The 14465-nt window shown below is 68.7% G+C and carries 12 protein-coding genes; 3 read left to right on the forward strand and 9 right to left on the reverse strand.

The annotated features are described in order from the left end of the window. Nucleotides 1–31 precede the first annotated feature (31 nt). The 4 genes from ACVWZ8_RS01330 to tdh all read right to left on the reverse strand — a co-directional run bounded on the left by ACVWZ8_RS01330 (nucleotide 32) and on the right by tdh (nucleotide 4716). Entirely contained in the window at nucleotides 32–1255 is a 1224-nt protein-coding gene (locus tag ACVWZ8_RS01330) for an imidazolonepropionase (RefSeq protein WP_456503538.1), read from the reverse strand. Nucleotides 1256–1266: 11 nt separating this feature from the next. Then, a complete protein-coding gene (locus tag ACVWZ8_RS01335; RefSeq protein WP_456503539.1) occupies nucleotides 1267–2376 on the reverse strand; it encodes an NAD(P)/FAD-dependent oxidoreductase in 1110 nt (369 codons plus the stop codon). A gap of 2 nt (nucleotides 2377–2378) precedes the next feature. Further along, nucleotides 2379–3596 carry a glycine C-acetyltransferase gene (locus ACVWZ8_RS01340; protein WP_426976648.1) on the reverse strand — a complete coding sequence of 406 codons (1218 nt, stop codon included), beginning with the start codon at nucleotides 3594–3596 and terminating at the stop codon, nucleotides 2379–2381. A 73-nt stretch (nucleotides 3597–3669) separates the two neighbouring features. Next, entirely contained in the window at nucleotides 3670–4716 is a 1047-nt protein-coding gene (gene tdh, locus ACVWZ8_RS01345; protein ID WP_456503540.1) for an L-threonine 3-dehydrogenase, read from the reverse strand. Between the two features lie 165 nt (nucleotides 4717–4881). Here tdh and ACVWZ8_RS01350 point away from each other — a divergent pair, with 165 nt between their 5' ends. Beyond that, entirely contained in the window at nucleotides 4882–5790 is a 909-nt protein-coding gene (locus tag ACVWZ8_RS01350) for a LysR family transcriptional regulator (RefSeq protein ID WP_426976646.1), read from the forward strand. Between the two features lie 93 nt (nucleotides 5791–5883). On the opposite strand, the gene gatB is transcribed toward ACVWZ8_RS01350, so the two are convergent. The 4 genes from gatB to ACVWZ8_RS01370 form a co-directional block, all read right to left on the reverse strand. Beyond that, nucleotides 5884–7389 carry an Asp-tRNA(Asn)/Glu-tRNA(Gln) amidotransferase subunit GatB gene (gene gatB, locus ACVWZ8_RS01355; protein WP_456503541.1) on the reverse strand — a complete coding sequence of 502 codons (1506 nt, stop codon included), beginning with the start codon at nucleotides 7387–7389 and terminating at the stop codon, nucleotides 5884–5886. Further along, on the reverse strand, nucleotides 7386–8981 hold the full coding sequence (gene gatA, locus ACVWZ8_RS01360; protein ID WP_456503542.1) for an Asp-tRNA(Asn)/Glu-tRNA(Gln) amidotransferase subunit GatA: 1596 nt from the start codon (nucleotides 8979–8981) through the stop codon (nucleotides 7386–7388). The genes gatB and gatA overlap by 4 nt, the downstream gene beginning before the upstream one ends. 4 nt (nucleotides 8982–8985) lie before the next feature. Further along, nucleotides 8986–9282, reverse strand: a complete 297-nt coding sequence (gatC, locus tag ACVWZ8_RS01365) for an Asp-tRNA(Asn)/Glu-tRNA(Gln) amidotransferase subunit GatC (RefSeq protein ID WP_426976643.1) — start codon at nucleotides 9280–9282, stop codon at nucleotides 8986–8988. A 347-nt stretch (nucleotides 9283–9629) separates the two neighbouring features. Then, nucleotides 9630–11138, reverse strand: a complete 1509-nt coding sequence (locus ACVWZ8_RS01370) for a CitMHS family transporter (RefSeq protein WP_456503543.1) — start codon at nucleotides 11136–11138, stop codon at nucleotides 9630–9632. 99 nt (nucleotides 11139–11237) lie between these two features. On the opposite strand from ACVWZ8_RS01370, the gene ACVWZ8_RS01375 reads away from it, so the two are divergent. Beyond that, a complete protein-coding gene (locus ACVWZ8_RS01375) occupies nucleotides 11238–12977 on the forward strand; it encodes an ATP-binding protein (RefSeq protein WP_456503544.1) in 1740 nt (579 codons plus the stop codon). Then, complete coding sequence (locus tag ACVWZ8_RS01380) at nucleotides 12970–13650, forward strand: response regulator (RefSeq protein WP_456503545.1); 681 nt, start codon at nucleotides 12970–12972, stop codon at nucleotides 13648–13650. The genes ACVWZ8_RS01375 and ACVWZ8_RS01380 overlap by 8 nt, the downstream gene beginning before the upstream one ends. Before the next feature lie 274 nt (nucleotides 13651–13924). On the opposite strand, the gene ACVWZ8_RS01385 is transcribed toward ACVWZ8_RS01380, so the two are convergent. Then, nucleotides 13925–14428, reverse strand: coding sequence for a GNAT family N-acetyltransferase (locus ACVWZ8_RS01385; RefSeq protein ID WP_456503546.1), 504 nt, complete (start codon nucleotides 14426–14428; stop codon nucleotides 13925–13927). Nucleotides 14429–14465: the final 37 nt, after the last annotated feature.

A 14465-nucleotide genomic window follows, 5' to 3' on the forward strand; every position in this document is an offset into this window, starting at 1 on the left:
CGGAGTCGAACTGCGCGGTTGAACGGCGCAGTCAGCGGGCGCGGACGCCCGCCCGCCACACGGCGTGGGTGAGCGGGATGCCCGGCCGGTAAGCCAGATGGGTTGCGGAAGGAGCGTTGAGCAGGTGCAGATCCGCGCGGTGTCCGACGGCGATCGAACCGACGGCGCGCTCGCCGTCGGCGTCGTTCCCGGACTCCCGGCCGAGAGCCAAAGCGCCGCCGTAGGTCGCCGCACGCACGGCCTCGTGGACGCTGAGCCGCATCTGCAGCACCGCGGTGGTGACGCAGAACGCCATGGAGCTCGTGTACGAGGTGCCCGGGTTGCAATTGGAGGCCAGCGCCAGCTGCACCCCGGCGTCGAGCAGCTCCCGGCCCGGAGCCAGCGGCTGCCGGGTGGAGAGGTCGCAGGCCGGCAGGCAGGTGGCCACCGTTCCCCGTTTGCCGCCAACACCGCCAACACCGTCCGCCGCCTCCCAGCCGGTCCAGCTCGAGGCGAGGGATTCGAAGTCGGAGGCGGAAAGAAAGTTCACGTGGTCCACACTTGCCGCCCCAAATTCGACGGCGAGCTGCACGCCGGGGCCAACGCCCAGCTGGTTGCCGTGGACGCGCAGCCCCAGGCCGGCCTGCTTGCAGGCCTGGAGCACGCGGCGGGACTGGTCCTCGGTGAAGGCACCGCGTTCACAGAAGACATCCGCCCAGCGGACGTAGGGGCGGACCGCCGCAAGCATTGGTCCGCAGACGAGGTCCGTGTACTCCTCGGAATCCAGGCCGTCGGGCACGAGGTGGGCGCCGAGGTAGGTCACCTCGTCCGCCACGGTCGAGGCGATCCGGGCGCTGCGGGCCTCGTTTTCCACGTCCAGGCCGTAGCCGGTCTTGGTCTCCAGGTAAGTGGTGCCCTGCGAGACGGCCTCGGCCACCCGCCCCATCGCCAGCCGGGTCAGGTCGAAGTCGCTTGTGCTGCGGGTAGCGCCGGTGGTAACGGCAATGCCCCCGGCACTGTAGCTCTCCCCCGCCATCCTGGCCTCGAACTCGGCGGTCCGGTCCCCGGCGAAGATCAGGTGGGTGTGCGAATCCACCCAGCCCGGCAGCAGGGCACGGCCGCCGGCATCGACGGCCCCGTCCGCGGCCGGCGCATCGGCAGCGGCGCCGAGCCAGGCTATCCGCTCCCCCTCGATCACCACTGCCGCGTTCTTCAGGACCCGGTGATCCGCGGCCTGGGTCATCAGTTCGGCGATGTTGGTGATGAGGGTGCTCATGAGTCCATTCTTCAGCGCCTGATGGACCAGCGCGTAGCCGCCAGCGCCTCCACTGTCCGGGATGCCGGACTAGCGGCCCCGGCTCCGGTGCCTTGTCCGGCCAGGATCAGCCCGGCGGCCAGTTCCGCGATGCCGGAGGAGGTCTGGAACCCGTAACCGCCCTGGCCTGCGAGCCAGAAGAATCCGGTGGCCTCGGCGTCGAATCCCACCACCGGGACGCCGTCGGCCGCCTCGGTCCTAAGCCCTGTCCAGGCCTTGCGGACGCCGCGGATGCCCAGGGTGGTGATGCTGTTGAGCCGGACGATCAGGGCCTCGACGTCGCCCGGAATCGGCTGGGCGTCCTCGGGGCCGCTCGGAACGGACTCCGAGGGCGAGATCAGCACCTGCTCACCGTCCCGCCTGAAATAGAACGACTTGTCGGCGGCGGCCACCATGGGGGTGCCGTCCGGAAGGGGATGTTCGACGTCGACGATCGCCGCGGTGCGCCGGTACGGCTGCAGCTGGACCTTCTCGACACCGCTGAGGACGGCGAGTTCGTCCGCCCAGGCACCGGCGGCGTTGACCACGACGGCGGTCTGGAAGCCTTCCTGCCCGGCGCCGAGTTCCCAGCCGGTGCCGAGGCGCTGGGCGGAATGGACCCTGGCGCCGGTGATGATGTCCACGCCTCCGGCCTCGGCACGTTGGCGGTGGTCCTCGAGCAGCACGGGGGCGTTGCAAGCGAAGGATCCGGTATCCAGGCCTGCGGCGCTGAAGGATTCGGGGACCAGGACCGGGCACAGCTCCATGGCCTCAGCGTGGGTGATCCGGCGCATGTGGCCACTTGCTGCCGCACCGACGGTGGCGTCGTCCCCGATCAGCATGAAACTGCGGGGCGAGAGCACCGGCTCCGGCCGTTCGGCCTCGCGCGCGGCGATCAGTTCCAGGGTGCGGAGGGTGAGCTCCTGGACCACGGGCGGGCCGTAGCTGGGAATCAGCTGCCGGGCCGAGCGCGCGGACGTGTGGTATGCCAGGGTCTGCTCGGCCTCGACCAGGGCGACGCTGCATTGTCCGGCGAGGGTGGAGGCAAGGGACAGGCCGGCGATACCGCCGCCGACAATCACGACATCGTAATGAGCTGACATGGTTACATCTTTGCAGAAGCTACCGCCGCCCGGCTCCGGACGAACGCCTGCACGCAGGCCTCGACGTCTTCGGCGCTGTGCGCGGCGGAGAGCTGCACCCGGATCCGGGCAGCGCCCTTGGGCACGACGGGGTAGCTGAATGCCGTCACGAAGACGCCGTGGTGCAGCATCTGGTCCGCGATCTTGGCGGCCATCACGGCGTCGCCAAACATGACCGGGACGATCGCGTGTTCGCCCGGGAGCAGCTCGAAGCCCTCTTCGCTCATGCGGTTCCGGAACAGCTCCGCATTGGCGAAGAGCTTGCTGCGCAGTTCGCCGGAGTTCTCCACGAGGTCCAGGGCCGTGAGCGTGGCCGCGACAATGGCCGGGGCCAGCGAGTTGGAGAACAGGTACGGGCGGGCCTTCTGGCGGAGCATCGCGACCACCTCGCCGCGGCCGGAGACATAGCCGCCGGACGCGCCGCCGAGGGCCTTGCCGAAGGTTCCGGTGTAGATATCCACCCGGTCCGAGACGCCGGCATGTTCCGGCGTTCCGGCGCCGGTGGAGCCCATGAAGCCCACCGCGTGGGAATCGTCCACCATGACCATGGCGTCGTACTTTTCGGCGAGGTCGCAGATCGCTTCGAGCGGCGCGAGGAAGCCGTCCATGGAGAAGACGCCGTCCGTGACGATGATCTTGCGGCGGGCAGGGTTCTCCTGCGTGGTGGCCTCGATCAGTTTCGATTCGAGGTCCGCCATGTCCTGGTTGGCGTAGCGGAAGCGCTGGGCCTTGCAGAGCCGGATGCCGTCGATGATGGAGGCGTGGTTCAGGGCGTCGGAGATGACGGCGTCTTCCGGGCCGAAGAGGGACTCGAACACGCCGCCGTTGGCGTCGAAGCAGCTGGAGAACAGGATGGTGTCCTCGGTGCCGAGGAACGTCGAGACGCGCTCCTCCAGGGCCAGGTGCAGGTCCTGGGTGCCGCAGATGAAGCGCACGCTGGCCATGCCGAAGCCACGCTGGTCCATCGCGGCCTTGGCGGCGGCGATGATCTCCGGGTGGTCCGCCAGGCCCAGGTAGTTGTTGGCACAGAAGTTCAGCACGTCCGCGCCGGACTCGCCGATCTGCCCGGCCTTGATGCGGTTGGCCTGGGGCGAGTCAATGTGCCGCTCGGTCTTGAACAGGCCGGCGCTGCGGATCTCGTCGAGCTCGCGCTGCAACTGGTCCTTGATGGCTGAATACATGGGTTGTGCTCCTCAGCTGGTTATGTCAGGTGCCGGATATCGGCAGCGGGTGGGGGTCCGGAAAGCGAACAGCCTAGAAGCCGGACCAGTCCAGGACCACCTTGCCGCCCACACCGGCGCGGGCGATCTCGAAGCCCTTTTCCCAGTCCGCGGCGGGCAGCGTGTCCGTGACGACGGCGGAGATGTTCGCGTGCAGGACCGGGTTGGAGGACAGCATGGCGCTCATCGCGTACCAGGTCTCGAACATTTCGCGGCCGTAGATGCCCTTCAGGGTCAGCATATGCGTGACCACCTTGCCCCAGTCGATGTCGATGGACTGGCTGGGCAGTCCCAGCATCGCGATCCGGCCGCCGTGGTTCATGTTGTCGATCATCTCAGGCAGGGCCGTGGGGTGTCCGGACATTTCCAGGCCGATGTCGAACCCCTCGCGCATGCCGAGTTCGCGCTGCGCGTCCTTGACGCGCATCCTGGAGACGTCGATCGCGAGGTCGACGCCGAGGGACCGGGCGAGTTCCAGCCGCGGCGCGGAGACGTCGGTGATGGCGATCTTCCGCGCCCCGGCGTGGCGGGCGACGGCGATGGCCATCAGGCCGATGGGCCCGGCGCCGGTGATCAGCACGTCCTCGCCGACCAGGGGGAAGCTGAGTGCGGTGTGGACGGCGTTGCCGAAGGGATCGAAGATTGCGCCGAGTTCCGGCGTCACGGACGGGTCCTGGTGGACCCAGACGTTGGTCTCCGGAATCACGACGTACTCGGCAAAGGCGCCGTCGCGCTGGACGCCGACACTGACGGTGTTGATGCACATCTGCTTGCGGCCGGCGCGGCAGTTGCGGCAGATGCCGCAGACAATGTGGCCCTCGCCGGAGACGCGGTCCCCCACCTTGACGTCCAGGACGTCCTCGCCGATCTCCACCACCTCGCCGTAAAACTCGTGGCCGGCGATCAGCGGCGCGTTGATGATGCCCTGGGCCCAGGCGTCCCAGGACTGGATGTGCAGGTCCGTGCCGCAGATGCCGGTGGTCATGACGCGGATCTTGACATCACCCGCGCCGGCTTCCGGCTCCGGGCGGTCCACCAGCTCGAATCCTGCGTGCGAGCCGGACTTGTAGAGAGCCTTCATGGGCCTTCCTAACTGTGCTGTTTACTCTGCGGGGTGGGTTGCCCCGCTGTGCGGGACAAGAAGGTGTGGGACAACTCACCCCATTACACCGGGCACAAAGCATTAGCACAACCCGATTTATCTCAATCGACGATTTAGCTTTTTCTTCCGCATAGACTGGCAGGCATGGAAATCCACCAGCTTGAGATGCTCCGGGAACTGGGGGCCCTCGGCAGCGTCAAGGCCGTCGCCGAAACCTTGCTCGTGACGCCCTCGGCAGTCTCGCAGCAGCTGGCCGCCCTGCAGAAGACCGTGGAGGTTCCGCTGACCCGGAAGGAAGGCCGCAACCTGGTCCTGACCGAGGCCGGGCAGGTGCTTGCGGATGCCGGGGCCGCCGTCGTCAGCGCCATGGCGGACGCACGGACGGCGATCGGCACCTACCACGGTTCGCCCGTCGCTCCCGTGACCCTCAGCGGTTTCCACAGTGCCGGCCAGGCGCTGTTCGCTCCGCTCGCGCGGCTGCTGGCCGCCCCGGACCAGCCGCGGATCCTGCTCTCCGACGAGGATGTGGCCCAGCAGGACTTCCCCGCCCTGACCGCCCGCTATGACCTGGTCCTCGCGCACCGGATGGACCACAGCCCGCGCTGGCCGGAGGAGCGCGTCGCGGTGATCCCGCTCGCGCACGAGCCGCTCGATGTCGCGCTGCCTGCCGGACACCGGCTGGCCGGCCAGCGGGCGGTGACGGCGGACGACGTCGTCGGCGAGCCGTGGGTGACCAGCCACGCCGGCTACTCCCCCGCGGACGTGCTGTCCGCCGTCGCCGCCGTCTCCAGCGGGGAACTGAACATCGTCCACCGGATCAACGACTACTCCACGGTGGCCGCGCTCGTGGCGACGGGCAGCGTGATCGGCCTGCTGCCGCGGCATACCGCGCGGCCTGTGCTGAACCCGGAGATCGTGCTGCGCCCGCTGGCGGGCATCAGCACCCGGCGCCGGATCGACATCCTGGCCCGGCCGGAAAACCTGAAGCGCAGATCGGTCATGATGGTCTGCGAAGCACTGCAGACCATCATGACCGGGCTCGTCAACGCCTGAACGCACCCCTGAACCCAAGTAGGTGGCAGTTGTTGTCGTTCTGAGGGTTCAAAACGACAACAACTGCGACCCAGTTGGGTTAAGTCCGTTGCCTCAGCCTTCGACGCCGAGGCGCTTCAGGATCAGCTCCTTGACGCGGCCGGCGTCGGCCTGGCCGCGGGTGGCCTTCATGACGCCGCCGACGATCGCGCCGATCGCCTGCAACTTGCCGGCGCGGATCTTGTCCGCGACGTCGGGCTGCGCGGCGAGGGCCGCGTCGATGGCTTCCAGGAGGGGGCCGTCGTCGGAGACCACGGCGAGGCCGCGCTTCTCCACGATGTCCGCCGGGGTGCCTTCGCCGGCGAGCACGCCGTCGAGGACCTCGGTGGCCATCTTGTTGTTGATCTTGCCGTCCTCTACCATCCGGTTCAGTTCCACGATGGTGGCCGGTGCGACGCCGAGCTGGCCGGGATCGACGTCGGCGTTCTTGGCGCGTCCGACGATCTCGCCCATCCACCATTTGCGCGCCACCGTGGCGGTGGCGCCGGCGGCGATGGTTTCCTCGATCTCGTCCATGACGCCGGCGTTGACGACGTCGCGGAACTCCAGGTCCGAGTAGCCCCAGTCGGCCTGCAGGCGCTTGCGGCGGGCGGCCGGCGGCTCGGGCAGTGTGGCGCGCAGTTCCTCGACCCATTCGCGGGACGCGGTGATCGGCACCAGGTCAGGTTCCGGGAAGTAGCGGTAGTCGTCGGCGTCGGACTTGGCCCGGCCGGACGTCGTGGTCCGCGTGTCCTCGTGCCAGTGCCGGGTCTCCTGGATGACCGGCTCGCCGGAATCCAGCACGGCGGCGTGCCGCTGGATCTCGTAGCGGACGGCGTGTTCGACGGCGCGCAGCGAGTTGACGTTCTTCGTCTCCGAGCGGATGCCGAAGCGTTCGCGGCCGTGCGGGCGCAGCGAGACGTTGGCGTCGCAGCGGACGTTGCCGCGTTCCATCTTGGCGTCCGAGACCCCGAGGTTCTTGACGATTTCGCGGACGGCGGCCACGTAGGCCTTGGCGAGTTCGGGGGCGCGGCTGCCGGCGCCCTCGATCGGCTTGGTGACGATCTCGACAAGCGGCACACCGGAGCGGTTGTAGTCCACGAGGGAGTAGTCCGCGCCCTGGATGCGGCCGGTGGCGCCGCCCATGTGGGTCAGCTTGCCGGCGTCCTCCTCCATGTGGGCGCGTTCGATTTCGACGCGGAAGATGGTCCCGTCGGACAGCTCGATGTCCAGGTGGCCGTCGTAGGCGATGGGTTCGTCGTACTGGGAGGTCTGGAAGTTCTTCGGGGTGTCCGGGTAGAAGTAGTTCTTCCGGGCGAAGCGGCAGGTTTCGGCGATCGTGCAGTTGAGCGCCAGGCCGATCTTGATCGAGGACTCGATCGCGGTCCGGTTCACCACGGGCAGCACGCCGGGCATGCCGAGGTCCACCTCGTTGACGTTGGTGTTGGGCTCGTCGCCAAAGACATTCGGCGCGGAGGAGAACATCTTGGTCTTCGTGTTGAGCTCCACGTGGACCTCGAACCCCAGGACGGGATCGTACTTCTCCATGGCCTCTTCGAAGCTGAGGGTTGCGTCAGTCATGAGTGTGAACCTCCGTGGCTCGCGGGGGCGCCAGCAGCAACCGCCGGTGCAGAATCAGTCAGGGACGGGGCCGTCAGTGAAGGAGCCTTGTCCAGCAGCGGCCCGCCCCACTGGGCCTCGAGCAGGGCTTCGAGCACCGCGCCGACGCGGTACAGCCGGGCATCCTGGCGGGCCGGGGCCAGCAGCTGGACGCCGACCGGCAACCCGTCCTCATCGGCCAGGCCGCCGGGCAGGGAGAGCCCCGGGACGCCTGCCATGTTGGCGGGGATGGTGGCGACGTCGTTGAGGTACATCGCCAGCGGGTCGTTGAGCTTCTCGCCGAGCTTGAAGGCCGTGGTGGGGGCCGTCGGGGAGATCAGCACGTCGGCCTTGGCGAACGCGGCCTCGAAGTCGCGCTGGATCAGGGTGCGCACCTTCTGGGCCGAGCCGTAGTAGGCGTCGTAGTAGCCGGCGCTCAGGGCGTAGGTGCCCAGGATGATGCGGCGCTTGACCTCGTCGCCGAAGCCGGCGGCGCGGGTGGCTCCCATGACGCGTTCAATCGTCATCGGTCCGTCTTCGGGGAGGACCCGCAGGCCGTACCGGACGCCGTCGAACTTGGCCAGGTTGGAGGAGGCCTCGGAGGGCATGATCAGGTAGTAGGCGCCCAGGGCGTACTTGAAGTTGGGGCAGGAGACCTCGACGATCTCGGCGCCGGCGGCCTTGAGCAGCTCAAGGGACTCATTGAAGCGGTTCTCGACGCCGGCCTGGTAGCCCTCGCCGTGGAGCTCCTTGATGATGCCGATCTTCATGCCGTCCACGTTGCCGTTCCGGGCGGCCGCGACGAGGTCCTCCAGCGGATCCTGCAGCGAGGTGGAATCGTGCGGATCGTGCCCGCCGATGACCTGGTGCAGCAGGGCGGAGTCCAGCACGGTGCGGGAGACCGGGCCGATCTGGTCCAGTGAGGAGGCCATGGCGATCGCTCCGTAGCGTGAGACGCCGCCGTAGGTGGGCTTGACGCCGACAGTGCCGGTGACGGCGCCGGGCTGGCGGATGGAACCGCCGGTGTCCGTGCCGAGGGCCAGCGGGGCTTCGAAGGCCGCGACGGCGGCAGCGGAGCCGCCTCCGGAGCCGCCGGGGATGCGGTCCAGGTCCCAGGGGTTGTGGGTGGGGCCGAAGGCGGAGTGCTCGGTGGAGGAGCCCATCGCGAATTCGTCCAGGTTGGTCTTGCCCAGGATCGGCATCCTGGCGGCGCGCAGGCGCTTGACCACGGTGGCGTCGTAGGGGCTGTGCCAGCCCTCGAGGATTTTCGAGCCGGCAGTGGTGGGCTGGCCGACCGTGACGATGAGGTCCTTGACCGCGATCGGCACACCGGCGAGCGCGTGCAGCTCCCCGGCGGCGGCGCCGCCGGCGGCGCGGATGGCGTCCACCTCGGCGGCGACGGCGAGCGCCTCATCAGTGTTGACGTGCAGGAAGGCGTGGACCTTGCCGTCGACGGCGGCGATGCGGTCCAGGTGCGCCTGGGTGACCTCGACGGCGGAGACCTCGCGGGCGGCGAGCTTGTCGGCGAGCTGCGCGGCGGAGGAGCGGATCAGCTCGGAGTTGGTTTCAGTCATGTTCTTAGTCCTCATCCAGGATTGCGGGGACCTTGAAGCGGCCTTCGTACGCGTCGGGGGCGCCGGACAGTGCCTGCTCGGCCGTGAAGGTGTGGCCCACGACGTCTTCGCGGAACACATTCGTCAGCGGGATCGGGTGGGACGTGGCCGGGACGTCATCACCGGCGGCTTCACTGACGGACTTCACTGAATCGACGATGACGGCGAGTTCGCCGGCCATCCTGTCCAGCTCTTCAGCACTCATCTCGATGTGCGCGAGTTGCGCGAGATGCGCGACGTCGTCGCGGTTGATCGCAGCCATGGATCTCCCCTGCAAGTTCGGATTATTTTCCGTCCCAGTCTACGTGCCCCTTGGCTGGCGTTCCGCACTCGTGGGCGGCGCCGGCGGTCACCTTTCCGGCGCCGGGCCGGACGATCCTCCGCGTGCTCGCTCGTCCTCCCCGCTGTCCCCCTCCCCTCGCAAGCTCGGGCAGGGAACCCTGACGGCGTGGGCCCTCGCTTAGACGCACGCTTCCGGATGCCCGTCCTGCCACCGATGTGCTCCTCTCGCCTTTGGGAATGCGGAAACAGACAAAACAAGACTGTCGAGTCCGGAAAATCTCCGGACTCGACAGTCTCGTTGTTATTTCTTGTGGTGCTCGTGGCTTGTTAGCCGATTCCTATGGCTCCGGTGAGGACTCCTACTGCGAGCATGACCAGGGAGATGACCGCTGTGCGCCAGAGGACTTTCTTGTGGTGGTCGCCCAGGTCCACCTTGGCGAGGGAGACGAGGAGCAGGATGGCCGGGACCAGGGGGCTCTGCAGGTGGAAGGGCTGGCCGGTGATGGAGGCGCGGGCCATGTCCGCCGCGCTGATGCCGTAGTGGCCGGCGGTTTCGCTGAGCACCGGCAGGACGCCGAAGTAGAAGGCGTCGTTGCTCATGAAGAACGTCATCGGGATGCTCAGCACGCCGGTGATGACGGCCATGAACGGTCCCATGTCGGACGGGATGATCTGCACCAGCCAGGTGGACATGGCCTCCACCATGCCCGTGCCTTTCAGGACGCCCGTCAGGACCGCGGCGGCCATGACCATGCTGACCACGGCGACGATCGACGGGGCGTGGGCGATGAGCTGGGCGCTCTGGTCCTTGAGCTTGGGGAAGTTGACCAGCAGCGCGATCGCGGAGCCCACCATGAAGACGAAGGGCAAAGGCACGAGGTCCGCGACCAGCAGGACCATGATGGCGACGGTGAGGCCCCGGTTGAACCACTGGAGCTTGGGGCGCAGGGTGGCGCGGTTGGGGTCCAGGGCGGTGTCCGCCATGGCCGAATCGCGCTCGCCGACGAGGTCCTCGGTCCGTTCCAGGACTGCAACGGAGGACCCTCCGGCAGGGGCTCCGCTGTTGCGGCGGGCGCCCTTGCGGCCGGTACCACCGGTGCCTGCACCGCCGTCGAACTCGACACCCTCGGCCCAGATCTCCGGAGCCACGGCGCGGAGGCGGTTGCGCTCCTGCAGGCCCAGCAGCCAGGCGAAGACGAACACCACCACGAGGCCGGCGATCAGCGAGGGGATCATCGGGACGAAGACCTCGGAGACGCTGATCTTCAGGGCGGAGGCGGCGCGGGCCGTGGGGCCGCCCCAGGGCAGGATGTTCATGGTGCCGTTGGCCAGGCCCGCCACGCAGGTCAGGACCACGGGGCTCATCTTGAGCCGCAGGTAAACCGGCAGCATGGCCGCCGTCGTGAGGATGAACGTGGTGGAGCCGTCCCCGTCGAGGGAGACCGCCGCAGCGAGGATCGCGGTGCCGAGGACCACCTTGGCCGGGTCGTTGCCCAGCTTGCGCAGGATGAAGCGCACCAGCGGATCAAAGAGTCCGACGTCGATCATCAGGCCGAAGTAGATGATGGCGAACATCAGCAGCGCGGCGGTGGACGTCATGGACTTCATGGATTCCAGCACCATGGCGCCGATCCCGAGACCGGCGCCGGCGAAAAGTCCGAAGATTGTGGGGACGATGATGAGCGCCAGCACTGGCGTCAGCTTCTTCGTCATGATCAGCACCATGAATACCGCGATCATGGCGAATCCAAGTAATACCAGCACGGCCGGCTCCTTCTTCATTGAATGGCACCACTCCGGTGTGATGCGCACTACAGACGTTAGGGTGGCGCGCATCACGGCTGGGTCTTTGGCTCAATTGATTGGCATACTGCTTATTGGAAGCATTTTGCTCATTTTGCTCACGGATTTTTCGACTCAACGGGGAGGGCCGCCATGAAGACGCTCAAAGGCCGGATTCCCCTGCGCTTTTCCACCCAGACGCTGCTGCTGCAGCTCGGGGTGGTGGCACTCGTGGTGCTCCTCACCAGCGCCGTCCATGCCTGGCTGACCTACGACCGGCTGGGCCGCGAAGCCGAGAACCAGGCGCTCACGCTGGCCCGGACCGTGGCCTCGGACCCCTCGGTTCGGGCGGAAGTCACCTCGATCAGCGCCCTCCCCGGCACTCCCCCGGCCGCCGAGCTCCTGGCCGGCCCGCTGATGGCCGCCGCCGAGGGCGCGCGGGCCCGCACCGGAGCGCTGTTCGTCGTCATCACCGACGAGACGGGCCTGCGGCTGGCCCACCCCGACGCCGAGAGGCTGGGCGAACGGGTCAGCACGGACCCCTCCGAGGCGCTGGCCGGCAAGGAGGTCACCACCCGCAACACCGGAACCCTGGGCCCGTCCGCCGGCGCCAAGGTCCCGGTGTACGCGCCGGGCTCCGCCGCCGTGGTGGGCGAGGTGAGCGTCGGCTACTCCACCGAGACCATCGGGCAGAGCCTGGCCCGGGACATCGTCCCCATCGCCCTGACGGCCGCGGGCGCCCTGCTCGCCGGAGTGCTCGCGTCCTTCCTGCTGCGGCGGCGGCTGCAGCGGCTCACGCTGGGTCTCGAACCGGAGGAGATCAGCACCCTGGTCCACGACCAGGTCGCCGTGCTGCAGGGCGTGGACGACGGCGTGATCGGCGTTTCCGCGGACGGCCGGATCAGTGTCTTCAATGCCGCGGCCCAGCGGCTGCTCGGCGAGCCCGACCTCGCCGGTACCCCCTGGGCCGCGGCAGCAGTCCCCGGCCAGCTCAAGGCCCTGACCCGGGCCGACGCCACCGAAGGCGACGCGGTGGAGCTGGTTGCCGGCGGCCGGGTCGTCGTGGCGAGCGCCCGCAAGGCCCTGCACGGCCGGGAGGACCTCGGCTGGGTGGTCATGCTGCGTGACCGGACCGAGCTGCAGCAGCTGACCCGCCAGCTCGACGCCGTCGGCACCATGTCCGCCGCCCTGCGCGCCCAGCGCCACGAGTTCGCCAACCAGCTGCACACCATCGCCGGTTTCATGAGCATCGGCCAGCACCAGCAGGCGCGTGACTACCTGGCGCGTCTGGCGGCCACCGGGCCGCTGAAATTCCCGGTGGACCAGGCCGAGCTGCTCCAGGACCCCTATCTGCAGGCGTTCCTGGGTGCCAAGGGCGTGGAAGCTGACGAGCGTGGCGTGAGCCTGCGGCTCGGCCCGGAAACCCTGGTCCGCGGCCATGTCACGGAGCCGCAGGAGGTCACCACGGTCCTGGGGAACCTGATCGACAACGCCGTGAATGCCGCCGTCGCCGGCTCCGCACCGGAGCGCTGGGTCGAGGTGGAGGTGCTGGACGAACCCGGGGAGGGCGGCGGCGCCACCGGACGGGGAACCCTGCATATCGTCGTCGGCGATTCCGGCGACGGAATCGCTCTCGGACCCGATGCCGCGACGGACACCGAGGCGGTGTTCGCGGAAGGATTCACGACGTCGGAGCGGCCGGCCCGGGCAGGCGCCGGGCAGGGGCTGGGACTGGCGTTGTCCCGGCAGCTCGCGCGGCGCCGCGGCGGGGACGTGCGGGTGCTGGATCCGGGCTCCCCCGGCGGCCCGGGAGCCGTGTTCGTCGCGACGCTGCCCGGGACTACCTCCGGCGGCGACCAGACCGGTTCACTACGGAGGGACAACGATGTCTGAAGATTTCAGGGTGCTGATTGTCGATGATGACTTCCACGTGGCCAAGCTGCACGCGGCCTATGTGGATTCGGTGGCCGGATTCCTGGCCCTGCCGCCGGCGGGTTCGGCGTCGCAGGCGCTGCAGGCGATCCACAGCCTGCGCCCGGACCTGGTGCTGCTGGACGTCTACCTGCCGGATGCCTCGGGGCTGGATCTGCTGCGCCAGCTGGACGTGGACACCATGATCCTCAGCGCGGCCTCGGACACGGCCTCGCTCCGGCTCGCCTTCCGTCGCGGCGCCCTGGGCTACCTGCTCAAGCCCTTCACGGCCGAATCCCTCTCCCAGCAGCTCCGCTCCTACGCGCGCTACCGGCGGATCCTCGCCCCGCCCGGCAACGTCAGTCAGGACACCGTGGAGCGGGCCAAGCGCGCCCTGATCCCGGGGGACGTCACCGCCTCGGCCCGGCCCCGGTCCGCCACCGAGGCAGCGGTGCTCGAATCCCTGGTGCCCGGCGAGCAGTACTCGGCGGCCGACGTCGCCGCGCGCGTGGGCGTCTCCCGGGCCACCGCCCAGCGATACCTGTCCGCGCTGGCGGACGACGGCGCCGTCGACATCCAGCTGCGCTACGGCACCACCGGCCGTCCGGAACACCGCTACCGCTACGGCCTGCCGCCTGCAGTCGGCGGAGGTTAGTGGTCATTTTCGCTAATTGTCGGGGGTTGAGGCCCAGTCTTCGCGCCCGGGCACGTGCAGTGGCTCCGCTGGGGCGTCGGGCCACGTCCCCGGGGGACATGCCCATTCTTCGACCCGGGGACCGGGCATATCCGGAATATGTCCATCGGCCGGGCCCGGCGCGGGGCATGTCCTGTCCGGGGGCACGTGCAGTGGCTCCGTTGGGGTCGGACCGGCTGAGGGCCTCAATCTGGGCGCGGGCCTCGTCTCCCAGGTGTCCAGCCCAAACCGGGGCTTACAGCTCCTGGCGGTAAACGAGCAGTTTGATGTCTGTGCCCGGCACCAGCCAGTCGCGTTCCGGAACCCGCACGAAGCCGGTCTTCCGGTAGAGGCCGTGGGCGCTTTCCCAGGTCATACCAGTGGTGAGCGCCACGGCGTGGACGCCGGGCAGGGACCTGCCATGCTCGATGATGGCCTGCACCATGGCCTTGCCGGCTCCGCTGCGTTGGACCGCCGGGTCCACCACGAGCATCCGGAACTCCAGTTCATCGCTGAGGGCGATGTCGGCGTAAGGCTCACCGGCGACGGCAAGCGTCACGGAGCCCACGATCCGGCCGTCGCGCTCGGCGACCCAGATCGTGGCCTTCGCCGCCCGCTGGGCGACGTTCTGGATCTGCCGCATGTAGGGGTGGTCGGCGCTCGCAAAGTAGCCTGCCGCCAGGTAGGCGTCCCGGGTGATGCGCGCAACGGCGTCGTAGTCAGCCGGAACAGCGGGGCGAATGAGGATCTGCGAAGGCACCTGTCCATGGTACGGTCGGTCACTGCCGGCAGCCGCC

It is taken from the genome of Arthrobacter sp. UYCu723, assembly GCF_054059215.1.

Bases quoted from the DNA above. Each gene is read 5' to 3' on its own strand.
- ACVWZ8_RS01350 (WP_426976646.1), top strand. From the start codon at position 4,882: ATGGAAATCCACCAGCTTGAGATGCTCCGGGAACTGGGGGCCCTCGGC.
- gatA (WP_456503542.1), bottom strand. From the start codon at position 8,981: ATGACTGAAACCAACTCCGAGCTGATCCGCTCCTCCGCCGCGCAGCTC.
- ACVWZ8_RS01340 (WP_426976648.1), bottom strand. From the start codon at position 3,596: ATGTATTCAGCCATCAAGGACCAGTTGCAGCGCGAGCTCGACGAGATC.
- ACVWZ8_RS01380 (WP_456503545.1), top strand. From the start codon at position 12,970: ATGTCTGAAGATTTCAGGGTGCTGATTGTCGATGATGACTTCCACGTG.
- ACVWZ8_RS01370 (WP_456503543.1), bottom strand. From the start codon at position 11,138: ATGCGCGCCACCCTAACGTCTGTAGTGCGCATCACACCGGAGTGGTGC.
- ACVWZ8_RS01335 (WP_456503539.1), bottom strand. From the start codon at position 2,376: ATGTCAGCTCATTACGATGTCGTGATTGTCGGCGGCGGTATCGCCGGC.
- gatB (WP_456503541.1), bottom strand. From the start codon at position 7,389: ATGACTGACGCAACCCTCAGCTTCGAAGAGGCCATGGAGAAGTACGAT.
- gatC (WP_426976643.1), bottom strand. From the start codon at position 9,282: ATGGCTGCGATCAACCGCGACGACGTCGCGCATCTCGCGCAACTCGCG.
- ACVWZ8_RS01375 (WP_456503544.1), top strand. From the start codon at position 11,238: ATGAAGACGCTCAAAGGCCGGATTCCCCTGCGCTTTTCCACCCAGACG.
- ACVWZ8_RS01330 (WP_456503538.1), bottom strand. From the start codon at position 1,255: ATGAGCACCCTCATCACCAACATCGCCGAACTGATGACCCAGGCCGCG.
- tdh (WP_456503540.1), bottom strand. From the start codon at position 4,716: ATGAAGGCTCTCTACAAGTCCGGCTCGCACGCAGGATTCGAGCTGGTG.